Raw genomic sequence first — 25,175 nt, 5'->3', positions numbered from 1 at the left:
ATTTTAAAAGGAGGATGGGGAATTGCTAGATAAGGCAGGGGCTTTAATAGATAATCATGTGTACACAGAAGAAGAGCAACAAAAACTATACAAACGAACGTTAATAATCGTCAGCATTTCACAAATGTTTGGCGGTGCAGGACTAGCTGCTGGTATTACAGTGGGAGCACTTCTTGCGCAGCAAATGCTTGGAACAGATGCATTTGCAGGATTACCAACTGCTATGTTTACATTAGGATCGGCATTAGCAGCTTTCATAGTAGGGAAGCTTTCGCAACGATATGGACGCCGGATAGGTCTTGCAACAGGGTTTATAGTAGGCGGATTTGGAGCAATTGGTGTTGTAATGGCAGCTTTAACGAACAGCATTATTCTTTTACTTATTTCTTTACTCATATATGGTGCCGGTACAGCCACGAATCTACAAGCTCGTTATGCAGGTACAGATTTAGCAGATAAGAAGCAGAGAGCAACGGCTGTTAGTATTACGATGGTAATGACGACTTTCGGTGCAGTTGCAGGACCAAATTTAGTAGGGGTAATGGGAAGTTTTGCTCATTCAATTGGAGTTCCTAAACTTGCAGGTCCGTTCATACTATCGGCAGCAGCATTTATACTGGCGGGTCTAGTTCTTTTTGTTATGCTTCGTCCAGATCCTTTGATTATTGCTAACATAATAGAAAGATATAAACAGGAACATACATATAAAGGACAACCAATAACAGAAGAAGCGAAAGAAAATAAACGAGGTATTACAGTTGGAGCAATCGTAATGATACTTACGCAAATAGTGATGGTTGCGATTATGACGATGACGCCAGTTCATATGGGACACCACGGTCACGGTTTAAGTGCAGTAGGACTTGTGATAGGTTTTCATGTAGGTGCAATGTATCTTCCATCTCTCGTTACAGGAATGTTAATTGATAAAATTGGCCGAACTACAATGAGCATAGCTGGTGGAGTGATTTTACTTGCAGCGGGTGTCATAGCTGCGATAGCGCCAAGTAATTCTTTATTATTATTAATCGTTGCTCTGTCTTTACTTGGGCTAGGATGGAACCTCGGATTGATAAGTGGTACAGCACAAATCGTTGATTCCACAACACCGTCTACACGTGCTAAAACACAAGGGAAAATAGATGTTTTTATTGCGCTAGCTGGAGCTTCTGGTGGAGCAATGTCAGGTATGGTAGTAGCGAATTCAAGTTATGCGGCATTGTCATTGGCTGGAGGCGTGTTAGCGTTATTACTTATTCCTGTTGTGATATGGTCTCGAAAAGGGGCAAGAAATTAAATGAAAAAGAGGTTCTAGTTACTGACTAGAGCCTCTTTTTATACACTTAAATTAAATTCCACTCTACAATAAGCCCTAAATGCGTAAGCCCGCCACCAAATCCGTATAGTAAAAGTGTGTCTCCGTTATTTAATTTCCCTTCTTTTATAGCTAAATTTAAAGCGAGTGGAATGGTGACTGAAGAGGTATTCCCCATATATTCCACGCTCGTTAATGTTTTTTGTATTGGAATTTGAGATTTTTCGCAAATAGATTCGATCATTCGTAAGTTAGCGCTGTGGGGTATGAACCAGTCTATATCATCTACTTGCATATTTACGGTATGTAATAAATTTTTTATGCCTTTTGGTACTGTGCGTGTTGCCCATTTATATACTTCTCTTCCATTTTGAACGATTTTTTCATTTGTTTGCAGTGGTGTGCCATTCATAGTAGTAGATAAGTTTGTTCTATATAGATGAATGCCGCCATCACCGTTTGTTCCCATGTGAGCAGCGATAAAGCTTTGGGTGTTTTCATCTCTTTCTAATAAAATAGCTCCAGCACCATCACCGAATAAAATACAGGTCGTTCTATCGGTATAATCAGTAACTTTAGATAATGTCTCTGTCGCTACGACAAGTACTTTTTCATGTGATCCAGAAGTGATTAAGCTATTACCGACGTGTAGTCCATATGTAAAACCAGCACAAGTTGCATTTAAATCAAAAGCTAGTGTATGAGGTATGTTGAAGTATTGTTGTATTTGGCAAGCAACGCTAGGGAAAACGTAATCAGCAGTAGTAGTAGCGACAATGATACAGTCGACATCTTCTAAGTTTTTCTTATATGTTGTACATAAATTTTCAATTGCTTTAATGGCTAAGTTTGAGGAGTATTCTTCTTCGCTAGCGATTCTTCTTTCCTTCATTCCTGTTCTTTGTACAATCCATTCATCATTCGTATGGACCATCTTTTCTAAATCGTTATTAGACAATATTTGATCTGGAACATAAGTACCAATTGCAGTAATACGAGATTTAGAATGCATAGGAACATCTCCTAACTTTTATTTTTTATAACCTGATACTAATATCAGGTTATAAAAATGTCAATAAAGATTTTTGTTGTATTAAAACGATAATACTTAACTTACTATGAAGGAATTTGGCGAGTGCTGTAAAAATAATATACGAGAAGTTTCTAAAATTGATAATGAAGGGAGTTGAGCTCCTTGAAAAGGATTTTACACATGTTTCCTGTCGTCATCATTTGTAGCTTTATTCTTATTATTTTTCCAGAGAAATCTTATGCTTGTGATTGTATTAAAGTATCAACAGAAGATGCATTTCAAAAAAACGATGTAGTGTTTGAGGGAAAAGTAATTGAGGTTGGAAGGAAAGCAGGGGTTGGAACTGAAGTGTTATTTGAAGTGAAGAAAATTTGGAAAGGGACAACTTCTTCGCAAATTATCGTATATACAAAGGGTGGTGATTGTATGTTTCGCTTTGTAGAAGGAGGAGACTACTTAGTATTTTCTACTCAAAGAGGATCAGAAAAACAATTACACACAAATAGTTGTAGTGGAACGAAGAGATTGGATGAGGCAGGGGCGGACAAAGCGGCTTTAAGTCAAATTGCAAAAGAGTCTGTTCCGACGAAGAAAGTGGATTTAAAAGGTGAGATGGTGAGCGGTTTAAATTGGCGGCAAGTTGCTATTATTTCCATTGGTTTGTTATTGATGATTGTTTTTGTTATTTTTATTGTGAGAAAAACTCGCAAAAAATGACGATTAAAGTAAAAATATAAAGATTTTCTTTAGTGTGATATAGGTTGTTAAACCTTGTGAAAGCGAATTACTTATGCTACACTTTATGTAACTTAAAATGAACGGAGGGGCTTCCTTTGATCTTAATCAGATTACGTCTCAATACTTTGTGCCAATAATTGAATAGCGCTCAAAGGCTCTGTCTGTGTACAGAGTGAACGGGATTGGTCTGCCTATTTTAAAGGAACCCTTTATTAAGCTTATATGTGAAAAAGAGGGAGGGACGAATACGCCCTCTTTTTGTTTTGCCTTTATAAATAGAATGGGATTGTATAAGTGAACACTTACTGTGGATACGTATACAATCTTGGGACTTGTTGACTATAAAATAGGATGAAAGCATAGCTTTCTTCTATTTCTTTGGTGAACCCTTATCCGTTTACGAAAACACAGGCAGCGACCTGTGTTTTTTATTTTACGTAATCGAAATGGAGGAATAAATATATGGAAGAAGTATTACAAAGAGCAGTTTTAGTTGGAGTAAATGTAGGTAATGAAGATGATTTTGCATATTCGATGGAAGAGTTAACAAATCTTGCGGAAGCTTGTGATGTAGAGGTAATTGGGCAAGTAACGCAAAATTTACAACGAGTAAATCCATCGCATTATATCGGAAAAGGAAAGATTGAAGAAGTTGCAGCGTATGTACAAGAAATAGATGCGAATATGGTTATCTTTAATGATGAATTATCTCCTTCACAAATTCGAAATTTAGAAGAGGATTTAGATTGTAAGGTAATTGATCGTACCATTTTAATTTTAGATATTTTTGCGCAACGTGCGAAAACGAAAGAAGCACAGCTACAAGTAGAAGTAGCACACCTTCAGTATATGATGCCTCGTTTAATCGGTCTTCGTGAATCGTTAGGGAGACAGAGCGGCGGCGTTGGTACGAAAAATAAAGGTGTCGGTGAAAAGAAGTTAGAGTTAGACCGTCGTAAAATTGAAGAACAAATTTCAGTTTTGAATAAAGATTTAGAAGCGCTCGTTGCCCAGCGTCAAACGCAGCGAAAGCAGCGTAAGAAAAATGAAATACCTGTTGTAGCATTAGTAGGTTATACGAATGCAGGAAAGTCAACGACGATGAATGCAATGCTTGAAATTTATAATGGTACAGAAGAAAAACAAGTATTTGAAAAAGATATGTTATTCGCGACGTTAGAAACATCTGTACGAAATATTGATTTGCCAGATAATAAATCATTTTTATTAACAGATACAGTTGGATTTGTAAGTAAATTACCACATCATCTTGTGAAGGCGTTCCGTTCAACGTTAGAAGAAGTAGCGGAAGCAGACCTACTTATTCACGTTGTAGATTACGCAAATCCAAATTATGAACAATTAATTGATATTACAAATGAAACGTTAAAGAAAATTGGAGTAGAAAATATTCCAACGATCTATGCTTATAATAAATCAGATATGGTAGATGTTGAAATTCCGAAAGTGCAAGAAGATCGCGTTTATTTATCAGCGAAGAAACATGTTGGAATTGAAGAACTTGTAGAAATGATTCGCTCACACATCTATAAAGAATATACGAAGTGTGAAATGTTAATTCCATATGATCAAGGACAGGTAGTTTCGTATTTCAATAATCATGCACACGTTTTATCTACGAGTTACGAAAACGAAGGTACCAAATTACAAATAGAATGTAAGACGAGTGATTACGAGAAGTATAAGCATTTTGCAATTTAATGTAAGAGGCAACCCAGTATGTGATTGGGTTGTCTTTTTTTGTACTGTTTTACCGCTGAAAGTTACAAGGATGCAAGCCAATGACGGGAGTTAAGTTATATTTCTGGAAAAAGAAATGAAAGCAGTATAGAATAGAAATGTTTCAAAAGTCAGAATTTATTACACCTACTGTAATAAATATATATTTTGTACAGAAAGGGGAGATTCACATATGCAGGCAGTTTCACACAAAAAAACTGTAGAAACACCGACAATATATCGAATTTTATTTGCGATTAGCTTTGGGCATTTTTTAAATGATTCGATGCAAGCAGTTGTGCCGGCGTTGTTTCCTATTTTGGAAAAAACGATGAATTTATCCTATATGCAAGTAGGGTGGATTGCGTTTGCATTAAATATGACGTCATCGATTATGCAACCGGTGTTTGGTATGTATTCAGATAAGAAGCCGTCACCATTTTTATTACCACTCGGCATGTTTTCAAGTATGCTTGGAATGATTGGACTCGCGTTTGCACCAAACTTTATTATTGTTATTATTTCTGTTTTATTTATTGGTTTAGGTTCCGCGGTCTTTCATCCAGAAGGCGCTCGTGTTGCGTATATGGCGGCAGGTGCAAAACGAGGGTTAGCGCAAGCAATTTATCAAGTTGGGGGAAACACGGGGAATTCTCTAGCTCCTATTTTTACAGCGCTAATTTTCGTTCCACTCGGTCAAATTGGTTCATTAGGTTTTACAGCATTTGCAGCAGTAGGAATTGTATTATTAATTTTCGTATCGAATTGGTACAAAAATGAATTAGCAACCGGTGCTGTAAGAAGGAAGAAGAGGGCTGCACTTGAGGTGGAAAATGCAATTGTAAGTACACACATTAAATTCGTTATTATACTTCTTGTTTTTCTTACTTTTGTACGCTCTTGGTACGGTGCTGGTATCGGGAATTTCTATCAATTTTACTTAATAGAGCATTACGGTTTATCTATAAAAAATGCCCAGTATTTCGTATTCGCATTTATGATTGCTGGTGTGTTAGGAACTTTCTTCGGAGGACCGTTAGCAGATCGATTTGGTAAGAAAAATATCATCGTATTTTCAATGTTAGGTTCAGCGCCACTTGCACTGTTATTACCACATGTCTCACTTGTGTGGGTCGTACCGTTATTTTTATGTATCGGTTTTATTAGTTCAAGTAGTTTTAGTGTAATTGTTGTATATGCACAAGAGCTTGTACCTGGAAAAGTGGGAATGGTGTCAGGATTAATCGTAGGTCTTGCGTTTGGACTTGGAGCATTAGGTGCTGTAGTTCTTGGGAAATTAGCAGATATATATAGCCTGCAATTTATTATGCTATTATGTAGTTGTCTACCATTAATTGGACTCACTTCATGGTTACTGCCAAGTGATAAGAAAACGATAGAATAGGGGATGCGCTATGAAATTGTGTGAAAACGTTACGGAATTAATAGGAGATACACCTGTCGTCCGATTATCTAAATTTATTCCGGAAGACGCAGCAGATGTGTATGTGAAACTAGAAATGTTTAATCCATCGCGCAGTGTGAAAGACCGTGCTGCTTATAATTTACTTCACGTTGCAGAAGAAAATGGTCTCATCAAACCAGGAGATACAATTATTGAACCGACAAGCGGGAATACAGGGATTGGTTTAGCGATGAATGCAGCAGCTAAAGGGTATAAAGCGATTTTAATTATGCCAGATAATATGTCAAAAGAGCGTATTAATTTATTGAAAGCATACGGAGCAGAAGTAGTTTTAACACCAGCAGAACAAAGAATGCCAGGAGCAATTGCGAAGGCGTTAGAATTGCAAAAGCAAATACCGAATAGTTTTATTCCGCAACAATTTGAAAACCCAGCTAATCCGAATATTCACCGTTATACGACTGCGCTTGAAATTTACGAACAAATGGATGGAGAGCTTGATGCTTTTGTTGCAACGGCAGGAACAGGCGGAACGATTACAGGGACTGGTGAAACGTTAAAAGAGAAATTGCCAAACTTATATATTGCAGTAGTGGAACCGAAAGGATCTCCCGTTTTATCCGGTGGTGTACCAGGTCCTCATAAACTAGTAGGAACAAGCCCAGGATTTATTCCGAAAAACTTAAATACAGAAGTGTATAACGAAATTATTCAAATTGCAGATGAAGAGGCTTTAACGACAATGAGAAACTTAGCTAGACAAGAAGGATTATTAGTTGGGCCATCTTCTGGAGCATCTGTTTACGCTGCAATCATGATAGCGAAACGCCTAGGCGTTGGTAAAAAAGTTTTATGTATTGCGCCTGATACAGGTGAACGTTATTTGAGCATGGGGTTATTTGAATAAAAAGGATAGAAACACCTTAATAGTGAATAGCTGCTATTAAGGTGTTTGTTTTATGGAATGAAGAGGGGGAGAAGAACAATGAAACTATTAAAACCAATCCATGAATATAGTGAGCATATTACGGCGTATAGACAAGCGTTTTTACACTCAGGGGAACAACCACATGGAAGTAGTTCTTTACAAAACTTTGATTCTCTTGATGAATGGTTTGAAAAAGTGAGTAAACAAGAACTAGGAGAAAATTTACTAGCTAATCGAGTGCCATCTAGTCAGTTTTTAAGTTTTGAAAAAGGGAAACTTATAGGTTTTGTGAATATTAGACATAGATTAAATCCAGAATTATTACGGGAAAGCGGTCATATTGGATATAGTGTCCATCCGAATAAACGTCGCCACGGTTACGCTACGAAACAACTACAACTTGCATTAGCTGAAGCGCAAAAATTAGGATTGCAGAAAGTATTAATAACTTGCGATAAATCCAATATCGGTTCTGCTAAAACGATTCAAAAGGTTGGAGGTGTGTTAGAAAATGAAGTAGTTTCTTCTCGTACTGGTGAAGTTATTCAGCGCTATTGGATAGAAATATGATTAAGTAGGAATTTGAAAAGGTAATGCAAGCTGTAATATCGAAATAGATAAATGAAATATAGGGGATTACTGCAATTTTAGGGGGGAAATGAAATGGGATTAAAAGAGAAAGCGATAGAGATGTCAGAGATTTATAGGAAAAATCCGAAAGTAGAAGCTATTATTTTAGCGGGTTCAGTAGCTAGAAAGCTTGAAGATGAACATTCAGATATAGAATTACATATTTTATGGTCAACACCGCCGGAAGATGAGGATCGTAGGGCCCCTATTTATCATATTGATGGGAAAATATTATCGTATCATCCGTATGAGGAAGAAGAATGGTCGGAAACGTATTTAACGAAAGAGGGAATTAAATTAGAGATTAGTAACTTTTTAACAGAGACAGTAGAGAAAGTGATTTCGGATGTGGTGGATCAATATGATATAAGTTATGAAAAACAATGTGTTGTATCATCCATTCATGATGGTGTTAGTTTGTATGGAGAAGGGAAAGTGAATGAATTAAAAGAAAAAGTAGCGGCATATCCAGATGAACTAGCAAAACGGATGATTTCAGAAAATCTATGGTTAAGTAATCGTTGGCACAATCGAAAGGCGCTTTTAAAACGGAAAGATTGGCTTATGCTTTATGACGTTATTTGCGAAGTACAAAGGAACGTATTCGGTGTTTTATTTGGTTTGAATAAAATGTACGTACATCATCCAGCGTTTAAATGGATGCCTAATAATGTGGAACGAATGACTATTAAACCTGAAAAATTATATGAACGTATGGCGGACACATTAATAGGGAATCCAGAAAAAAGTGTGCAGGAGTTAGAGTTGCTAATAGAAGAAGTGTTGCAACAAGTTCATACATACGCGCCAGGAGTAAATGTGGATGAGCAAGAAAAATCTATTTTTTATTTTGTGAAATAGAAAATAGTAATAAGGGGGAAGTTATGGGTTTTTTTAATAGGTTTTTTAAAAAAGTTGAAAAAGTAAATGAGCAAGAAGCTACTCTTCATGAATTAAGTGAAGAATTGTATGTTGAATCACCGGTAGAGGAAGCGACTAGTTACTGGGTATCAATGGCACAAAATATAATTGTTAATGCTGTAAAAGCGGCTGACAATGATGTGGAACGTGCCTTCGTGTTATTGAATTTGAAGAAAGGTGAGGCTTCATTTGATATTTTTTATCAAATAAATGGGCAATTGTATTTCTGGGATCAGCTAGAAAATGAGACGATAAGAAATAGAATTCAGAACGAGTTGTTACCGCAAGCTCCAGAAGTTTCAAATGCAGTAAATGAGCAATTTCGTGGAGCTGATCACCCTATAATTTCGTTCGCACAATTGCAGTTTGAATGGGAAACGAAAGCCTGGTTCTCACATATAATTTGGGAAGATAGCCTTGCTGCTCAATTGCCCAAAACTCAAATTCTAAATGAATGGTTTCGTGTAATTAAAGAAGAAACGAAAAATAGACCACTGGATAGTGATGCGAAATTTTCTTGGTATCCATCAAACTCTTAAAAAATGAATACAGAGAGACAGGTTATGTTTCTAGATGATTTGTATTATTGAATAAGTATCAATAATACGTAATTCTTTTTCTATTGCCTGTTAGAATTCGTTATGTACTAAGCTACTTGTTTTCTAAACTAAAACTTATATTTCGAATTTTTAAATAGATTGTAATACATAAAAATTCAAAATATAAGTTGACACTATTTTTAATGTGTGATAAAAATGATAGTAATCAATTCGGAAAATAATATTTGGGCAATGAAAGGGTATAGTAGTGAATATCTCCCTATTTCAGAGAGCTGATGGTTGGTGTGAATCAGTATATAGATTATTCATGAAGTTCGTCCTGGAGCATCTTTCATAAATCTCGCATTATGAGGAAATGAAAGACGGTAGTTTATACCGTTATCAAATAAAGTGGTGAAGATTTTTTCACAACTAGGGTGGTACCGCGATATTTATCGTCCCTACGTATTTACGTAGGGACGTTTTTTATTTAGGTCCTAACTTTGGTGTGTCTTCATAACTAGGGTGGTACCGCGATATTTTATCGTCCCTACGTTTTTGCGTAGGGGCGTTTTTATTTAGGTGGTTTCTTAGTGTTCTTCACAACTAGGGTGGTACCGCGATATTTTTGTCGTCCCTACGTATTTACGTAGGGACGTTTTTTTATTAGGGAGGAAGTGAACGTATTAGAAAAGAGTATTGATAGAACAATATAAATACCGAATTGTAACAAAGAAAAAGAGATAGAGAGGAGATTAACAAATGAATTCACAGCAATGGACATCGAAATTAGGTTTCGTATTAGCTGCAGCAGGTTCGGCAATTGGTCTTGGGGCGATTTGGAAATTCCCATATATGGCCGGCATTGGAGGAGGCGGAGCGTTCTTCCTAATTTTCATCGGTTTCACATTATTAATTGGTTTACCGCTATTATTAGCTGAATTTGTTATTGGAAGAAGTACACAAAAAGAGGCTGTCGATGCATATAGAGAGATTGCTCCTAAAACGTTATGGCCTTGGTTAGGTAAATTAGGAATTGTAACATGTTTCATATTACTTTCTTTCTACAGTGTTGTAGGAGGCTGGATTTTATTATATTTATGGAATGCAATTACAGGTAGACTATGGGAAGGAAATGGAGCATACGAAGCTACGTTTGGTGAAATCATTTCCAATCCATATTTAGCAGTTGGATCACAGCTATTATTCATCCTTATTACTATTTTCATCGTAAGTAAAGGTGTACAAAATGGTGTTGAAAAAGTAAATAAATATTTCATGCCAGCATTATTCGTTTTATTCTTTGTATTAATCGTTCGTGCACTTACATTAGATGGTGCTGGAGAAGGCGTTCGTTTCTTCTTACAACCTGATTTCTCACATGTAACATCAGAAGTTATATTATACGCAATGGGGCAATCGTTCTTCTCATTATCTGTCGGGGTAGCCGTTATGGTAACGTATAGCTCATACTTACCGAAAGAAGAAAGCTTACCACGTTCAGCATTTTCTATCGTAGCCTTAACTCTTGTTATTACATTACTTGCAGGACTTGCAATTTTCCCAGTTGTGTTCGCATTCGGAATGGAACCATCTCAAGGACCAGGACTATTATTTATCGTATTGCCAGCTATTTTCAGTAAAATGGCGTTCGGAAAATTATTCTTCATCGTTTTCTTATTACTATTCTTCTTCGCTACGATTACATCAGCAATTTCGATGTTAGAAATTAGTGTTGCGTCGTTAACATCAAAAGGTAAAGGGAAACGTGAAAAAATGGCCTTAATCGTAGGGTTATTAATCTTCGTTGTTGGGGTACCATCAGCATTATCATTCGGTATATTAAGTGATCTGAAGATTTTCGGAAAGACAGTCTTTGATTTAGCGGACTATGCAGTAAGTAACGTATTAATGCCACTTGGTGTATTATTAGTTTCTATCTTTGTTCCTTTAAAAATGAAGAAAGATGTATTAATGAAAGAGCTAGGTGTAAGTAAAAATAAAGGTTATAAACTATTCGTATTATGGTTATTCTTACTTCGCTTTATCGCACCAATTGCGATTATTATCGTATTCTTAAATGTACTTGGCATTATATAAAAAGAAAGGTGGCGTATCATACAAAGATACGCTACCTTTCTTTTTATTTTGCTCTTTTTTGCAATTCATTTACTGTTACGAACTGATAGCCCTTCTTAGATAAAGAATCTAAAATACCTTCAATCGTTTTTAAATTGTCATCAGACTCATCATACATAGAATGCAGTAAAATGATAGAACCTGGTTTTACATTTTTATTAACATATTTAATTTTATCAGCCGCAGATTTATAAAAAGTATCGGGCTCAAGATCCCATATAATCGTTTCAATATTATTTTTATTTAAATAATAGGGTAGTCCAATTAATTTTTTTCCGTTAGGCGGTCTAAAATCAATTTCGTCTGTAAATCCTGTTTGGCGGATTAATGAATTCGTTTTTTCTATTTCATCTTTAATAAAAGAAGGTGTTTTGAAAATCATTCTTTTATGAGAATATGTATGGTTTCCAAGCTGGTGCCCAGATTGCGCGATAGCTTCTCCTAATGATAGACTTTGCTCTAATTCATTTCCAATTAAAAAGAAAGTAGCTTTAGCGTTGTATTTATCTAGTAGCGGTAATATTTGTTTTACATTGTTAGTAGGGCCATCATCAAAAGTTAAAGCAATCACTTTTTCATTTGTTTCTACGCGTTGTGTTAAATCTCCAAATAATTGAAAGCTTCTTGCGTTCATCAATTTGTATGTTCCGAATAATGCCGTGATAATAAAGAATAGTGTAACGATTGTAATGATAATTTTTTTCTTCATAATGTAACCTCACAATGATTTTTAATTCAGTTAAAAAGTATTATATCAAACTAAGTAATTTCGTGCTTTAAGAAGGGTGTGGATGCAAGGAGAAGGAATTTATCATATAATAAAATGCAAAAGGTATATTAGGAGGTGTTTATATGGCGATTATAATTCAATTGCCAGACACTGCAACGTCTCATGCAAAGCCAAGTATGGAAATGGCGATACTTTGCGTGAGGTAGACAAGTAATATACAATCGCCTATATGAGCTCGTATCATTTTTTATATTTGGCTTTGCACCTTATTGAAATGGACCATAAAAAATAAGGGGCGAGCAGAAATGAAATACGTAAAAGCTAATGCTGTTTTACCAGAGAGTTTAATTACTGAAATTCAAAAGTATATACAAGGTGAAACAATTTACATTCCGAAACAAGAAACGAAACATTATAAATGGGGTACACGATCTGGCGGAAGAAAACAACTAGATGAAAGAAATAAAGCAATTAAAGAAGCTTTTAAAAGTGGGATTGCTATTCATCAACTTGCAGAAGAATATTTTCTTTCTGGGGAAACGATTAAAAAGATTGTGTATTCTAAATGAGCATAAAAGAGTCTAGTTCAAATATTATTTTGAACTAGACTCTTTTTGCTTTGTATGTATTGGATATATAGGGTGTGAATGGGCATGATAATAGAAAAAATGAATCGCAATAGTATTGTATAGAAATGTGAATAGGAATAAAAACGTTATATTTCATATTACAGAAAGGTGAACACATATGAATCATCTTGGACAAATAACGATAGAACTTTTTGTTGGTTTTTTTGTTTTATTAATTGCTACTAAAATATTAGGGAAAACACAAATATCACAGCTAACCCCTTTTGATTTTATTTCTGCGATTGTAATCGGAGAACTAGTTGGAAACACTGTATATGATCCTGAGGTGAGAGTATGGTCTATTTTATACGCTGTGTTTGTATGGGTAATATTAATTTACGCAATAGAAGTAATAACACAAAAATTTAGAAGGACAAGAAAGTTCTTTGAAGGATACCCTTCTATTATCATTCGTAATGGGCATATTGATAGAGAACAATTAAAATCAAATCATTTGGACATTAACCAATTACAACAAATGTTAAGACAACAAAAAGATATATTTTCAATCCGAGAAGTTGAATATATGATATTGGAGCCTAACGGAAACATAAGCGTTCTGAAAAAAAGTAAATACGAATCTCCTACTATAAATGATTTAAGTTTAAAACATAAGCCTGTATACTTACCAATTTCATTAATTAGTGATGGAAAAGTAGTTAAGGATAATTTGAGGGAAGCGGGATTTGATGAAGGATGGCTTTATAAACAAATTAAGCAAAAAGGAATTACTAAATTTGAAGACGTATTATATGCGGAATGGAAAACAGATGATGGCTTCTTTTGTCAGGAAATGCAGCGGTAGAGAATAAGTGATATATGTAATGTTTGTTTCTAAGTTATCTTTTACATATCAAAAAACGTAATCATTGTATACAATAAAACTAGATCAACAATTTGTATGGAGTGATAAAGATGGAAGCGTTTATTAGAAGTGATCAATATAATTTTATAAAATCACAAGCTTATATTTTAGCAAACGGGCATGCAACGGCAAACGATAGAGGTGTAATTCAAGCGTTAAAATCACTTGCGATTGAAAAGATAATACATGTATTTGAGAATTTAACCGATGAACAGAAAGAGTTAATTGATACGGTATTAACAGTTCAAAATAGAGAAGATGCAGAATCATTTTTAATGAAAATAAATCCGTATGTAATTCCGTTTCAAGAAGTTACAGCACAAACATTAAAAAAATTATTTCCTAAAGCAAAAAAGCTAAAACTTCCCGATATGGAAGAACTGGATATGAAAGAATTATCTTATTTAAGCTGGATTGACAAAGGATCAAGCAGGAAATTTATTATAGCGAAAAATGATAAAAATAAGTTTGTTGGTCTGCAAGGAACGTTCCAAAGTTTAAATAAAAAAAGTATTTGTTCATTATGTCATGGGCATGAAGAAGTAGGGATGTTTTTAGTTGAAATTAAAGGTGATGTACCAGGAACTTTCGTTAAAAAGGGAAACTACATTTGCAAAGATGGTGTAGCTTGCAATCTGAATATGAAATCGCTAGATAAATTGAACGATTTTATTGACCGCTTGAAGAAATAACGAGAAAACCTCTAGTATTTAAACTGGAGGTTTTTATTTTTTGAAGAAGTAAAATGAGCTTTCTTTGTAAATGTAGATTTATAATGAAATTTGATAAAAATATCTATTATGATACAGTTGCTTATATGCAAGGAGGTAAAACATGGATTACATTTTACCGAAAGAAAAATTGAAGCGATGGCCAAAAGATACGATAGCGGCGGGGCGTGGTCATACTGTTGGTCTTAAATCGGATGGCACGGTAGTAGCGGTGGGCCGGAGTAAAGAAGGAGAATGCAATGTATGTGGCTGGCGAGATATTGAAGCAGTTGCAGCAGGCAATGTTCATATGGCGACGAACACAGGTAATGCTCATACAATCGGTCTTACATGTGACAATACTGCGATAGCAGTGGGTTGGAATAAGCATGAACAATGTGATGTAAACGATTGGCATAATATTGTAGCGGTTGCGGCAGGGTGGCGTCGTACTATTGGTCTTAAATCGGATGGCACGGTAGTAGCGGTGGGCCGAAATAAAGAAGGAGAATGCAATGTAAGCAGTTGGCAAGGTATTGTGGCAGTCACAGCGGGTGACTGGCATACAGTCGGTCTTAAATTGGACGGCACATTGACGACTGTGGGGAATAATCGATATGGTCAATGCAATGTAAGTAGCTGGCGAGGTATTGTAGCGGTCAAGGCTGGGTATCTTCATACTGTTGGTCTTAAACGAGACGGTACGGTGACAGCAGTGGGGAATGATAAACATAACCAGTGTGATGTAAGTGGCTGGCGAGATATTGTAGCAATAGCGGCTGGTACGAATCATACAATCGGACTTAAATCAAACGGTACCGTGGTGGCAGTGGGTTGGAATGAGTATGGTCAATGTAACGTAAGTGATTGGAGAGATATTGTAGCGATAGCGGCTGGTTGTGCACATACAGTCGGACTAAAATCAGACGGCACGGTGATCGCGGTAGGTAATAATGAATTTGGCCAATGCGATGTAGGTAGCTGGCGCGACATTCGGTTGCCTGGCAAATAGTCAATTTACAATAAATCATTAGTAATATTATTCTATTTTAGGAGTAATTATGGAATAGGATATGTAGAAAATAATTAAACTTAAATCTGCTGAATAAGAATCTCTTTTGAAAAGGGATTCTTATTATTTTTCATAAAATGAGGGTATAAATGGAATTTTTGAACAAATTTTATTTTAAAATTACAGTAGAAGATATAAATTAAAAAGTATAGAGGAGATAAAGGAATGCTTAAAAGGTTTTTACTTTCTTTACCGGATGTTTTACTTATATGTATCGTTCTCTACATAATGTACACAAATTCTTTTAGTTTTGGACAGATGCTAGTAATTTCCATTGCAATCGGAATTATTGGTGGTCTTGCTATTAGAATTTGTAAGGATGTATTCACGTATATAAGATGGACAATTAAACAAAGAAAAAATTGAATATGTTTAATAGTTATTAGGAGGGAATGAAATGACTAAGAAAAAGAATAGAGTGAAAAACGAGATAGTACTTTGGTCACTAACAGCAATTGTTCTATTAATTGTATGGTACTTTTATCAAAAATAAAAACGCATCGTACTCAAAAAGCACGATGCGTTTTTATTATTTTTTTTGCCAATTTTCTTTTATAAAGTCTTCACGACCAGATTCCTTTTGCTCAGTAGCATATTTCTCTGGATTCTTTTTATAGAAATGTTGGTGGTATTCCTCTGCTTCGTAAAAAGGTGCAGCAGGACGAATTTCAGTCACGATTGGATCTTTAAACATACCGCTTTCTGCAAGAGCTTGTTTTGATTTTTCAGCAAGCCCTTTTTGTGTTTCGTTATGATAAAAAATAGCGGTACGATAAGATGGACCACGGTCAAAAAATTGTCCGCCATCATCAGTTGGATCGATTTGTGGCCAATATAAGTCTAGTAATTTTTGATAAGGAAAAATAGAAGGATCGAATGTAATTTGAACAACTTCTAAATGTCCAGATGTTCCAGCTTTTACTTGTTCATATGTTGGGTTTTCTACATGACCTCCTGCATAGCCAGAAAGTACTTTATGAATACCAGGAAGTTCATCAAATGGTTTTACCATGCACCAAAAGCAACCACCTGCGAAGGTTGCGAGTTCGTATGTTTTTTCGGACATTGCTGTAATCCTCCTAAATGTATATGTTTTATATAGTATTATATAAATTGTTTTATTGCGCAATAAAAAAGATTTGAAAATATATGTTTTTTATAAACAAGATCCTCCGCTCACATCAATTAATTGTCCAGTAACCCAGCGGCTGTCTGGAGAAGCAAGAAATGCAGCAGTATCGGCAATGTCTTCTACTTCACCTAAGCGATTGAAAGCGGAAATAGTAGTAGCGTACTGCTTCATCATCGGGTCGCTCAAGAGTTCTGCATTCATATCTGTTTTAATAAATCCTGGAAGTATTGCATTCACCGTTATTCCTCGTGCTCCAAGCTGTTTTGCTAGCGTAAAAGTCATTGTATTAATAGCGCCTTTCGTCATACTATATGCAACAAAATCAGGTAAAGAAATGCGGGTCGCAGCGGATGAAATATTAATAATTCGGCTATTGTCACGTAAACGTGGCAGTGCTTGTTGAATGATAAAGAATGGTGCTTTTGCATTTACTGAAACCATTCTATCAAAAAATTGTTCAGTCGTTTCTTCAATAAAAGCACCAGGACCAATGCCAGCATTGTTTATTAAAATATCAAATTGTGTTTCACCAGTGCGCTTTTGTAATTCAGTATCTAAAGCTTTATAAAGGTTTTCTACACCGTGTAAGGATTCTAAATTTGCGCCGATAGAAAAAGCTTGGCCACCATTTGATTGAATTTCATGAACAGTTTCTTCAGCGTCATCTTTTCGATTACCGTAATGAACAGCAACCAATGCACCGTCATTTGCTAAACGTTTAGCGATTGCTCGTCCAATTCCTCGGCTTGCTCCTGTAACTAACGCTACTTTCCCTTTTAACATAGTTTCCTCATCTCCTCATAAACTTTATAAGTTTTTCTTTATGTAGTAATGCAAACATACTTAAGTAATATATGAGTGTATGTAAGTAATGCATTCCAATTTTGATTTGAGAAAAAATAAATAGAATGAATTTTGATTTTTTTGAAAAAACATGTTGACAAGGAAAAGAACAACGTCCTATAATACGTGTAACAAATAAAAGTTAATTAAGAATTTTCTAACTTTATATGTTGTATATGCAAAGAAGAGGAAAGTAGATGATTATGATCGTTTCAGAGAGCTACTCCAAGGCTGTGAGGGTAGTAACAATCGAATCATTGAAGATCACCTCGGAGCATCGCTTGCGAAAGGGAAACTGAGTAGAGGGCGGCGGCATCGTCTCCGGTAAAAGGACGGAGGTCTGATTGGACCTACAAAGCTTATATTTCGTGAGAAGTATAAGGAAGCTGAGTGGTAACGCGAAACTCTCGCCTCAGCAATCAAAGCTACTAAATTGTAGTAGTTGATTGCTGAGGCGAGAGTTTTTATTTTTAAAAATAGAAGAAGAGAATGCGTAGAAGAGGAGAGTAAATGATAAAGATTGTTTCAGAGAGCTGCCCCGAGGCTGTGAGGGTGGTAACAATTCACTCATTGAAAATCACCTTGGAGCACTACTTTTGAAAACTAGTAAAAAGTAGCGGGGTTGTTCCCGATAGAAAAACAAAAGTCTAATTGGACTTGCAGAGCTTATATTTCGTGAGAAGTATAAGGAAGCTGAGTGGTACCACGATTCCCTCGTCTCAGCAATGGATTGCTACAAGTATGTAAGTAATCGATTGTTGAGCCGAGTATATTTTTAAGGTTTATATACTGAATATTCTGTTAAAAATACTCATCTCAGCAATCGATGTAGAAATAGATTGCAAAAAATAGAGAAAAAAAGAGGAGCGATGTGAGATGGGAAACCAGTACATTTACATGAATGGGGAATTTGTAGAAAAAGAAAAGGCAGTTGTTTCAGTATATGATCACGGTTTTTTATACGGAGACGGTGTATTTGAAGGGATTCGTAGTTACGGAGGAAATGTATTTTGTTTAAAAGAACATGTGAAACGATTGTATGAATCAGCGAAATCTATTTTACTAACAATTCCAATGACGGTAGAAGAAATGGAAGAAGCAGTTTTACATACACTCCAAAAAAACGAATATACTGATGCTTACATTCGCTTAATTGTCTCAAGAGGAAAAGGTGACTTAGGGCTCGATCCGAGAAGTTGTGTGAAGCCGAGCGTAATTATCATTGCAGAACAATTAAAGTTATTCCCACAAGAATTTTATGATAATGGGCTAAGCGTTGTATCGGTTGCATCAAGACGTAATACGCCAGATGCGTTAGATCCACGTATTAAGTCAATGAATTATTTAAATAACGTACTTGTAAAAATTGAAGCAGCACAAGCAGGAGTGTTAGAGGCTCTTATGTTAAATCAACAAGGATATGTTTGTGAAGGTTCTGGTGATAATGTTTTCGTTGTGAAAGATGGAAAAGTATTAACCCCGCCATCCTATTTAGGAGCATTAGAAGGTATTACGAGAAATAGTGTTATCGAGCTATGTGAGCGACTGAGTATTCCGTGTGAGGAAAGACCATTCACTCGCCATGATGTATATGTAGCGGATGAAGTATTTTTAACAGGAACAGCAGCGGAGTTAATTCCAGTTGTAAAAGTTGATTCCAGAGAAATTGGAGATGGGAAACCAGGAAGTGTAACGAAACAATTGACCGAAGAATTTAAAAAATTAACGAGAGAAAGAGGAGTACGTGTTCCCGGGCTGACGGAAAGCTTAGCGTAAATAAGGAGAGGAGTTAATGGAAATGAAGCAGCAGTATACAGCGTATGAGAAATTACAGTATGAAGAAATGACAGGCGCTGGGCACGTGATTCAATGTTTGAAGAAATTGGGTGTAACGACCGTTTTCGGCTATCCAGGCGGAGCGATTTTACCAGTATACGATGCGTTATACGAAAGTGGTTTGAAACATGTTTTAACTCGTCATGAACAAGCTGCCATTCATGCGGCTGAAGGATATGCGAGAGCTTCTGGAAAGGTTGGGGTAGTCTTTGCTACCTCTGGCCCAGGGGCGACAAATTTAGTTACGGGTTTAGCAGACGCTTATATGGATTCGATTCCTTTAGTTGTCATTACCGGGCAAGTTGCAACGCCTTTAATTGGTAAAGATGGATTTCAAGAAGCGGATGTTGTCGGAATTACAGTACCTGTTACGAAGCATAATTACCAGGTTCGTGATGTGAATCATGTATCACGAATTGTGCAAGAAGCTTTTTATATCGCCAAAAGCGGGCGCCCGGGACCAGTATTAATTGATATTCCAAAAGATGTTCAAAATGCAAAAGTCACCAGTTTCTTTAATGAAGAAGTTGATATTCCGGGGTACAAACCAGAACTTGTACCAGACAGCATGAAACTTAGAGAGGTGGCTAAAGCAATTTCAAAATCTAAGCGTCCACTTCTTTATATTGGAGGAGGTGTCATTCATTCAGGTGGATCCGATGAACTCTTCGAATTCGCAAGGGAGAACCGTATTCCAGTCGTTTCAACTTTAATGGGACTTGGTGCATATCCACCGGATGATCCATTGTTTCTAGGGATGCTTGGTATGCATGGGACATACGCTGCTAATATGGCGGTAACAGAATGTGATTTACTACTTGCATTAGGTGTTCGCTTCGATGATCGTGTAACAGGAAAATTAGAACTTTTTTCTCCGCACTCGAAAAAAGTACATATTGATATTGATTCTTCTGAGTTTCATAAAAATGTAACTGTAGAACATCCGATTGTTGGTGATGTAAAAAAAGCGTTACACATGCTGTTACATATGTCTATTTATACACAAACAGACGAATGGCTTCAGAAAGTAAAGATATGGAAGGAAGAATATCCACTTTCTTATAAGCAAAAAGAATCTGAGTTAAAACCACAGCATGTGATCAACTTAGTAAGTGAATTAACGAATGGTGAAGCGATTGTCACAACAGAAGTAGGTCAGCATCAAATGTGGGCTGCTCACTTCTATAAAGCAAGAAAACCTCGGACGTTCCTTACCTCTGGAGGATTAGGAACAATGGGGTTTGGTTTTCCAGCGGCAATTGGTGCTCAGCTAGCTAAAAAAGAAGAACTTGTCATTTGTATTGCAGGTGACGCTTCTTTTCAAATGAACATTCAAGAACTACAAACAATTGCTGAAAATAACATCCCTGTAAAAGTATTTATCATAAATAACAAATTTTTAGGGATGGTAAGGCAATGGCAAGAAATGTTTTATGAAAATCGTTTATCAGAATCAAAAATTGGATCACCAGATTTTGTGAAAGTAGCAGAAGCTTATGGAGTAAAGGGATTAAGAGCAACAAATTCAACCGAGGCAAAACAAGTGATGTTAGAAGCATTTGCTCACGAAGGTCCTGTCGTAGTTGATTTTTGTGTAGAAGAAGGTGAAAACGTATTTCCGATGGTTCCGCCAAACAAAGGGAATAACGAAATGATTATGAAGAGGTGGGAAGAATGAGTCATACTTTTTCACTCGTTATTCATAACGAGCCAAGCGTCTTATTACGTATAAGTGGGATTTTTGCTCGGCGTGGTTATTATATTTCTTCTTTACATTTAAAAGAAAGAGATACTAGTGGTGTTTCTGAAATGAAACTCACAGCAGTTTGTACTGAAAATGAAGCGACATTACTTGTTAGTCAGTTGAAAAAATTAATTGATGTTCTGCAAGTAAATAAATTATAAGGAGTGTATGGAATATGAAAACATATTATGAAAAAGATGCAAATGTAGAGTTATTACAAGGAAAAACTGTTGCAGTAGTTGGTTATGGATCACAAGGTCATGCGCAAGCACAAAATTTACGTGATTCTGGTGTAGAGGTTGTAGTTGGTGTTCGTCCTGGTAAGTCGTATGAAGTAGCGAAAGCGGATGGATTTGAAGTAATGTCTGTTTCAGAAGCGGTTCGAACCGCACAAGTTGTACAAATGTTATTGCCAGATGAACAGCAAGCTCATGTGTATAAAGCAGAGGTAGAAGAGAATCTTCGTGAAGGACAAATGTTACTTTTCTCACATGGATTTAACATTCACTTCGGACAAATTAATCCGCCAAGTTACGTAGATGTAGCGATGGTCGCACCAAAAAGTCCAGGACATCTCGTTCGCCGTGTATTCCAAGAAGGAAATGGTGTTCCGGCATTAGTCGCAGTACATCAAGATGCTACGGGCACGGCATTAAGCGTAGCACTTGCGTATGCAAAAGGTGCAGGTTGTACACGTGCAGGTGTAATTGAAACGACATTCCAAGAAGAAACAGAAACAGATTTATTCGGAGAGCAAGCTGTACTTTGTGGCGGGGTAACTGCACTTGTGAAAGCTGGTTTTGAAACATTAACAGAAGGCGGATATCGTCCTGAAATTGCATACTTTGAATGTTTGCATGAATTAAAGCTAATTGTTGACTTAATGTACGAAGGTGGATTAACGACTATGCGCCATTCTATTTCAGATACGGCAGAGTTTGGAGATTATGTAACAGGATCGAGAATTGTTACAGATGAAACGAAGAAGGAAATGAAGCGTGTTCTTACAGAAATTCAGCAAGGTGAATTTGCGAAGAAATGGATTTTAGAAAATCAAGCAGGGCGTCCGACGTATAATGCAATGAAAAAAGCAGAGCAAAATCATCAATTAGAAAAAGTAGGAGCAGAGCTTCGTGAAATGATGAGCTGGATTCATGCACCGAAAGAATTAGTAAAGAAATAGAGTAAGAGAGTATAAATGAAAAATATGTAAGAGGGGATTTGACAAGATGAGAAGTGACATGATTAAAAAAGGTTTTGATAAAGCGCCGCACCGTAGTTTATTAAAAGCAACTGGTTTGAAAGATGAAGATTTTGATAAACCTTTCATAGCAATTTGTAATTCTTTTATTGAAATTATTCCAGGGCATAAACACTTGAACGAGTTTGGGAAACTTGTAAAAGAAGCCGTTCGCGCGGCAGGTATGGTACCATTCGAATTCAATACAATTGGAGTTGACGATGGTATTGCGATGGGACATATCGGTATGCGTTATTCTCTGCCGAGTCGTGAAATTATTGCAGATTCAGTAGAAACGGTTGTAAATGCACACTGGTTTGACGGCATGATTTGTATCCCAAACTGTGACAAAATTACACCAGGTATGATGATGGCTGCACTTCGTATTAACATTCCGACTGTGTTTGTTTCAGGCGGCCCGATGGCGGCTGGAAAAACGTCAAAAGGAGAAGTTGTTGATTTAAGCTCTGTTTTTGAAGGGGTAGGAGCTTATCAATCTGGGAAAATTTCAGAAGAAGAATTAAAAGATATTGAAGATCATGGCTGTCCATCTTGTGGCTCTTGTTCGGGTATGTTTACCGCGAACTCTATGAATTGTTTATGTGAAGTGTTAGGTTTAGCTCTTCCTGGTAACGGGAGTATTTTAGCAATTGATCCAAGACGCGAAGAGTTAATTAAACAAGCAGCAGAGAAATTGAAAATTTTAATTGAAAGAGATATTAAGCCGCGTGATATTGTAACAGAAGAAGCAATTGACGATGCTTTTGCACTTGATATGGCGATGGGTGGATCAACGAATACAGTATTACATACGCTAGCACTCGCACAAGAGGCAGGACTAGATTATGATATGAATCGTATTGATGCAGTTTCAAGACGTGTACCCCATTTATGTAAAGTAAGTCCAGCCTCAAATTGGCATATGGAAGATATTGATCGTGCGGGCGGGATTAGTGCAATTTTGAAAGAGATGAGCCGGAAAGAAGGAGTACTTCATCTTGATCGAATAACTGCTACTGGGCAAACATTAAGAGAAAATATTGCTGAGGCAGAGATTAAAGATAAGGAAGTTATTCACTCTCTCGAAAACCCTCATAGTGAGGAAGGAGGATTGCGTATATTAAAAGGCAACCTTGCGAAAGATGGAGCAGTTATTAAAAGCGGTGCAACAGAGGTAAAGCGTTTTGAAGGACCTTGTGTTATTTTTAATTCACAAGATGAGGCACTTGCTGGCATTATGCTTGGGAAAGTGAAAAAAGGAGATGTAGTTGTCATTCGTTATGAAGGACCAAGAGGTGGCCCTGGTATGCCAGAAATGTTAGCACCAACATCAGCAATTGCTGGAATGGGATTAGGTGCTGAGGTTGCATTATTAACGGATGGACGTTTCTCTGGAGCTTCACGTGGAATTTCAGTAGGACATATTTCACCAGAAGCAGCAGCTGGCGGGATGATTGCACTTCTTGAACAAGGGGATATTGTATGTATTGATGTTGAAGAACGCTTACTAGAAGTAAGAGTGAGTGATGAGGAATTAGAAAAGCGTAAAAAAGAATGGAAACGACCAGAACCGAAAGTAAAAACTGGCTGGCTCGGACGTTATGCACAAATGGTAACATCGGCGAATACAGGGGCTGTCCTGAAAATCCCACATTTTGATTGAGCCAATTTAAAAGAGATAAGGATGATATATAATGGTGCAAAAGGTAAAGGAGAGAGTGAAAATTGAAGATATCTTAATGGCTCATAATTGCATGAAAGATATCGTTATTAAAACACCGTTACAACGTGATACAGTTTTATCTGAGAAATATGATTGTGACGTTTATGTAAAACGAGAAGACTTACAATTAATTCGCTCTTTCAAAATTCGTGGTGCATACAATTTGATTCAAAGTTTACCGAAAGAAAAGTTACAAAACGGTGTTGTTTGTGCAAGTGCTGGTAATCATGCGCAAGGAGTTGCTTATACGTGTAATTTATTGAAGATTCCGTCAAAAATATTTATGCCCACAACAACACCGAAACAAAAAGTATCACAAGTACAATTTTTCGGTGGTGATTTCGCAGAGATTGTATTAGTTGGTGATACATTCGATAGCTCTTTCCAAGAAGCACAGTGTTATTGTGAAGAAAATAGAATGACATTTGTTCATCCGTTTGATGATCCGTATGTAGTTGCTGGTCAAGGGACAGTGGCAGTTGAAATTATGCATGATATGGAGAAACCGGTTGATTATATCTTTACAGCAATCGGTGGTGGTGGATTAGCATCAGGAGTTGGTACATATGTAAAAGGTGTTAGTCCTACTACAAAGGTTATTGGTGTAGAGCCAATGGGAGCTGCATCTATGAAAGAGGCTTTTCTTCAAAATGAAAATGTAGCATTGGAGAAAATAGATAGCTTTGTTGATGGGGCAGCTGTTAAAAAAGTAGGAAAGTTAACATTTGAAACTTGTAAAGATGTAATTGACGATATTATTTTAGTACCAGAGGGGAAAGTTTGTACGACGATTTTAGAACTGTATAAGAAAAATGCGATTGTAGCTGAACCGGCTGGTGCACTCTCTATTGCAGCGCTTGATTTATATAGAGATGAAATAAAAGGTACAACAGTTGTATGTACGCTAAGTGGTGGAAATAATGATATTGATAGAATGCAAGAAATGAAAGAGCGTTCGCTCATTTATGAAGGACTGAAACATTACTTTATCATTGAATTTCCGCAGCGTTCAGGTGCGCTAAGAGAATTTCTTGATAAAGGATTAGGACCAGAAGATGACATTACGCGCTTTGAGTATATTAAGAAACATAATAAAGAAAATGGTCCAGCATTAGTCGGCGTAGAATTAAAACATAAAGAAGATTATGAGCAATTAATTACTCGCTTTAAAGAAAATAATATTCAATTTATGGAACTTAATAAAAACCCTGTTTTGTTTGATTTGCTTATTTAATAGAAGGA

The 25,175-nt window shown here is 36.4% G+C and carries 24 protein-coding genes and 2 other annotated features; of the genes, 20 read left to right on the top strand and 4 right to left on the bottom strand.

Annotated elements, in window-relative coordinates:
- Positions 1-22 precede the first annotated feature (22 nt).
- The gene (locus ACS2FK_RS15990) at positions 23-1,297 is read left to right on the top strand and encodes an MFS transporter (RefSeq protein WP_063547029.1); all 1,275 of its coding nucleotides are present in this window, start codon (positions 23-25) and stop codon (positions 1,295-1,297) included.
- Between the two features lie 46 nt (positions 1,298-1,343).
- Here ACS2FK_RS15990 and ACS2FK_RS15985 read toward each other — a convergent pair whose 3' ends face one another.
- A complete protein-coding gene (locus ACS2FK_RS15985; RefSeq protein ID WP_063547030.1) occupies positions 1,344-2,327 on the bottom strand; it encodes a ketoacyl-ACP synthase III in 984 nt (327 codons plus the stop codon).
- Between the two features lie 201 nt (positions 2,328-2,528).
- Between ACS2FK_RS15985 and ACS2FK_RS15980 the strand changes: the two genes are divergently transcribed.
- The 8 genes from ACS2FK_RS15980 to ACS2FK_RS15945 all read left to right on the top strand — a co-directional run bounded on the left by ACS2FK_RS15980 (position 2,529) and on the right by ACS2FK_RS15945 (position 11,370).
- The gene (locus tag ACS2FK_RS15980; RefSeq protein WP_141435905.1) at positions 2,529-3,065 is read left to right on the top strand and encodes a cobalamin biosynthesis protein CbiN; all 537 of its coding nucleotides are present in this window, start codon (positions 2,529-2,531) and stop codon (positions 3,063-3,065) included.
- A gap of 483 nt (positions 3,066-3,548) precedes the next feature.
- Positions 3,549-4,808, top strand: coding sequence for a GTPase HflX (hflX, locus tag ACS2FK_RS15975; protein ID WP_000393283.1), 1,260 nt, complete (start codon positions 3,549-3,551; stop codon positions 4,806-4,808).
- Between the two features lie 211 nt (positions 4,809-5,019).
- Positions 5,020-6,231 carry an MFS transporter gene (locus tag ACS2FK_RS15970; protein WP_063547032.1) on the top strand — a complete coding sequence of 404 codons (1,212 nt, stop codon included), beginning with the start codon at positions 5,020-5,022 and terminating at the stop codon, positions 6,229-6,231.
- A gap of 10 nt (positions 6,232-6,241) precedes the next feature.
- Entirely contained in the window at positions 6,242-7,159 is a 918-nt protein-coding gene (cysK, locus tag ACS2FK_RS15965) for a cysteine synthase A (RefSeq protein ID WP_000762273.1), read from the top strand.
- Positions 7,160-7,237: 78 nt separating this feature from the next.
- Positions 7,238-7,750 (top strand): GNAT family N-acetyltransferase, encoded by a 513-nt coding sequence (locus tag ACS2FK_RS15960; protein WP_000771274.1) that lies wholly within the window; start codon positions 7,238-7,240, stop codon positions 7,748-7,750.
- 93 nt (positions 7,751-7,843) lie between these two features.
- Positions 7,844-8,671: a DUF4037 domain-containing protein gene (locus tag ACS2FK_RS15955; RefSeq protein WP_063547033.1), complete on the top strand. Its 828-nt coding sequence runs from the start codon at positions 7,844-7,846 to the stop codon at positions 8,669-8,671.
- Positions 8,672-8,694: 23 nt separating this feature from the next.
- The gene (locus ACS2FK_RS15950; RefSeq protein ID WP_000505545.1) at positions 8,695-9,270 is read left to right on the top strand and encodes a hypothetical protein; all 576 of its coding nucleotides are present in this window, start codon (positions 8,695-8,697) and stop codon (positions 9,268-9,270) included.
- A 243-nt stretch (positions 9,271-9,513) separates the two neighbouring features.
- Positions 9,514-9,736: a binding site (T-box leader), on the top strand.
- A gap of 296 nt (positions 9,737-10,032) precedes the next feature.
- A complete protein-coding gene (locus ACS2FK_RS15945) occupies positions 10,033-11,370 on the top strand; it encodes a sodium-dependent transporter (protein WP_001088185.1) in 1,338 nt (445 codons plus the stop codon).
- Between the two features lie 43 nt (positions 11,371-11,413).
- On the opposite strand, the gene ACS2FK_RS15940 is transcribed toward ACS2FK_RS15945, so the two are convergent.
- A complete protein-coding gene (locus ACS2FK_RS15940) occupies positions 11,414-12,118 on the bottom strand; it encodes a polysaccharide deacetylase family protein (protein WP_063547034.1) in 705 nt (234 codons plus the stop codon).
- A 326-nt stretch (positions 12,119-12,444) separates the two neighbouring features.
- On the opposite strand from ACS2FK_RS15940, the gene ACS2FK_RS15935 reads away from it, so the two are divergent.
- The 5 genes from ACS2FK_RS15935 to ACS2FK_RS15915 all read left to right on the top strand — a co-directional run bounded on the left by ACS2FK_RS15935 (position 12,445) and on the right by ACS2FK_RS15915 (position 15,781).
- The gene (locus ACS2FK_RS15935) at positions 12,445-12,708 is read left to right on the top strand and encodes a CD3324 family protein (protein ID WP_000878325.1); all 264 of its coding nucleotides are present in this window, start codon (positions 12,445-12,447) and stop codon (positions 12,706-12,708) included.
- Positions 12,709-12,886: 178 nt separating this feature from the next.
- Positions 12,887-13,573, top strand: coding sequence for a DUF421 domain-containing protein (locus ACS2FK_RS15930; RefSeq protein ID WP_001015968.1), 687 nt, complete (start codon positions 12,887-12,889; stop codon positions 13,571-13,573).
- A 110-nt stretch (positions 13,574-13,683) separates the two neighbouring features.
- Positions 13,684-14,325: a FusB/FusC family EF-G-binding protein gene (locus tag ACS2FK_RS15925; protein WP_000387066.1), complete on the top strand. Its 642-nt coding sequence runs from the start codon at positions 13,684-13,686 to the stop codon at positions 14,323-14,325.
- Positions 14,326-14,467: 142 nt separating this feature from the next.
- Positions 14,468-15,355 (top strand): RCC1 domain-containing protein, encoded by an 888-nt coding sequence (locus ACS2FK_RS15920; RefSeq protein WP_063547035.1) that lies wholly within the window; start codon positions 14,468-14,470, stop codon positions 15,353-15,355.
- Between the two features lie 225 nt (positions 15,356-15,580).
- Entirely contained in the window at positions 15,581-15,781 is a 201-nt protein-coding gene (locus tag ACS2FK_RS15915) for a hypothetical protein (protein ID WP_000919314.1), read from the top strand.
- Positions 15,782-15,944: 163 nt separating this feature from the next.
- On the opposite strand, the gene msrA is transcribed toward ACS2FK_RS15915, so the two are convergent.
- Complete coding sequence (gene msrA, locus ACS2FK_RS15910) at positions 15,945-16,481, bottom strand: peptide-methionine (S)-S-oxide reductase MsrA (protein WP_001291883.1); 537 nt, start codon at positions 16,479-16,481, stop codon at positions 15,945-15,947.
- A 90-nt stretch (positions 16,482-16,571) separates the two neighbouring features.
- Positions 16,572-17,330 carry an SDR family oxidoreductase gene (locus ACS2FK_RS15905; protein WP_063547036.1) on the bottom strand — a complete coding sequence of 253 codons (759 nt, stop codon included), beginning with the start codon at positions 17,328-17,330 and terminating at the stop codon, positions 16,572-16,574.
- A gap of 545 nt (positions 17,331-17,875) precedes the next feature.
- Positions 17,876-18,115 (top strand) — a binding site (T-box leader).
- A 151-nt stretch (positions 18,116-18,266) separates the two neighbouring features.
- Between ACS2FK_RS15905 and ilvE the strand changes: the two genes are divergently transcribed.
- Genes ilvE through ilvA form a run of 6 tightly spaced genes read left to right on the top strand, consistent with a single transcriptional unit; the run spans position 18,267 to position 25,167 of the window.
- Positions 18,267-19,166 carry a branched-chain-amino-acid transaminase gene (gene ilvE / locus ACS2FK_RS15900; RefSeq protein WP_000528161.1) on the top strand — a complete coding sequence of 300 codons (900 nt, stop codon included), beginning with the start codon at positions 18,267-18,269 and terminating at the stop codon, positions 19,164-19,166.
- Positions 19,167-19,188: 22 nt separating this feature from the next.
- Complete coding sequence (gene ilvB, locus ACS2FK_RS15895; protein WP_063549278.1) at positions 19,189-20,904, top strand: acetolactate synthase large subunit; 1,716 nt, start codon at positions 19,189-19,191, stop codon at positions 20,902-20,904.
- Positions 20,901-21,131 carry an ACT domain-containing protein gene (locus ACS2FK_RS15890; RefSeq protein ID WP_000019909.1) on the top strand — a complete coding sequence of 77 codons (231 nt, stop codon included), beginning with the start codon at positions 20,901-20,903 and terminating at the stop codon, positions 21,129-21,131. The genes ilvB and ACS2FK_RS15890 overlap by 4 nt, the downstream gene beginning before the upstream one ends.
- Before the next feature lie 14 nt (positions 21,132-21,145).
- Complete coding sequence (ilvC, locus tag ACS2FK_RS15885) at positions 21,146-22,153, top strand: ketol-acid reductoisomerase (RefSeq protein ID WP_063547037.1); 1,008 nt, start codon at positions 21,146-21,148, stop codon at positions 22,151-22,153.
- A 46-nt stretch (positions 22,154-22,199) separates the two neighbouring features.
- Positions 22,200-23,873 carry a dihydroxy-acid dehydratase gene (gene ilvD, locus ACS2FK_RS15880; RefSeq protein WP_001255814.1) on the top strand — a complete coding sequence of 558 codons (1,674 nt, stop codon included), beginning with the start codon at positions 22,200-22,202 and terminating at the stop codon, positions 23,871-23,873.
- 31 nt (positions 23,874-23,904) lie between these two features.
- Positions 23,905-25,167: a threonine ammonia-lyase IlvA gene (gene ilvA, locus ACS2FK_RS15875; protein ID WP_063547038.1), complete on the top strand. Its 1,263-nt coding sequence runs from the start codon at positions 23,905-23,907 to the stop codon at positions 25,165-25,167.
- Positions 25,168-25,175: the final 8 nt, after the last annotated feature.

The sequence above is a fragment of the Bacillus cereus group sp. BceL220 genome (assembly GCF_051776965.1).
In the GTDB taxonomy this organism is placed as follows: domain Bacteria; phylum Bacillota; class Bacilli; order Bacillales; family Bacillaceae_G; genus Bacillus_A; species Bacillus_A cereus.
This window is presented reverse-complemented; position numbering and strand designations above follow the sequence as displayed.

Bases quoted from the DNA above. Each gene is read 5' to 3' on its own strand.
- ACS2FK_RS15985 (WP_063547030.1), bottom strand. From the start codon at position 2,327: ATGCATTCTAAATCTCGTATTACTGCAATTGGTACTTATGTTCCAGAT.
- ACS2FK_RS15980 (WP_141435905.1), top strand. From the start codon at position 2,529: ATGTTTCCTGTCGTCATCATTTGTAGCTTTATTCTTATTATTTTTCCA.
- hflX (WP_000393283.1), top strand. From the start codon at position 3,549: ATGGAAGAAGTATTACAAAGAGCAGTTTTAGTTGGAGTAAATGTAGGT.
- ACS2FK_RS15970 (WP_063547032.1), top strand. From the start codon at position 5,020: ATGCAGGCAGTTTCACACAAAAAAACTGTAGAAACACCGACAATATAT.
- cysK (WP_000762273.1), top strand. From the start codon at position 6,242: ATGAAATTGTGTGAAAACGTTACGGAATTAATAGGAGATACACCTGTC.
- ACS2FK_RS15960 (WP_000771274.1), top strand. From the start codon at position 7,238: ATGAAACTATTAAAACCAATCCATGAATATAGTGAGCATATTACGGCG.
- ACS2FK_RS15955 (WP_063547033.1), top strand. From the start codon at position 7,844: ATGGGATTAAAAGAGAAAGCGATAGAGATGTCAGAGATTTATAGGAAA.
- ACS2FK_RS15950 (WP_000505545.1), top strand. From the start codon at position 8,695: ATGGGTTTTTTTAATAGGTTTTTTAAAAAAGTTGAAAAAGTAAATGAG.
- ACS2FK_RS15945 (WP_001088185.1), top strand. From the start codon at position 10,033: ATGAATTCACAGCAATGGACATCGAAATTAGGTTTCGTATTAGCTGCA.
- ACS2FK_RS15940 (WP_063547034.1), bottom strand. From the start codon at position 12,118: ATGAAGAAAAAAATTATCATTACAATCGTTACACTATTCTTTATTATC.
- ACS2FK_RS15935 (WP_000878325.1), top strand. From the start codon at position 12,445: ATGAAATACGTAAAAGCTAATGCTGTTTTACCAGAGAGTTTAATTACT.
- ACS2FK_RS15930 (WP_001015968.1), top strand. From the start codon at position 12,887: ATGAATCATCTTGGACAAATAACGATAGAACTTTTTGTTGGTTTTTTT.
- ACS2FK_RS15925 (WP_000387066.1), top strand. From the start codon at position 13,684: ATGGAAGCGTTTATTAGAAGTGATCAATATAATTTTATAAAATCACAA.
- ACS2FK_RS15920 (WP_063547035.1), top strand. From the start codon at position 14,468: ATGGATTACATTTTACCGAAAGAAAAATTGAAGCGATGGCCAAAAGAT.
- ACS2FK_RS15915 (WP_000919314.1), top strand. From the start codon at position 15,581: ATGCTTAAAAGGTTTTTACTTTCTTTACCGGATGTTTTACTTATATGT.
- msrA (WP_001291883.1), bottom strand. From the start codon at position 16,481: ATGTCCGAAAAAACATACGAACTCGCAACCTTCGCAGGTGGTTGCTTT.
- ACS2FK_RS15905 (WP_063547036.1), bottom strand. From the start codon at position 17,330: ATGTTAAAAGGGAAAGTAGCGTTAGTTACAGGAGCAAGCCGAGGAATT.
- ilvE (WP_000528161.1), top strand. From the start codon at position 18,267: ATGGGAAACCAGTACATTTACATGAATGGGGAATTTGTAGAAAAAGAA.
- ilvB (WP_063549278.1), top strand. From the start codon at position 19,189: ATGAAGCAGCAGTATACAGCGTATGAGAAATTACAGTATGAAGAAATG.
- ACS2FK_RS15890 (WP_000019909.1), top strand. From the start codon at position 20,901: ATGAGTCATACTTTTTCACTCGTTATTCATAACGAGCCAAGCGTCTTA.
- ilvC (WP_063547037.1), top strand. From the start codon at position 21,146: ATGAAAACATATTATGAAAAAGATGCAAATGTAGAGTTATTACAAGGA.
- ilvD (WP_001255814.1), top strand. From the start codon at position 22,200: ATGAGAAGTGACATGATTAAAAAAGGTTTTGATAAAGCGCCGCACCGT.
- ilvA (WP_063547038.1), top strand. From the start codon at position 23,905: ATGGTGCAAAAGGTAAAGGAGAGAGTGAAAATTGAAGATATCTTAATG.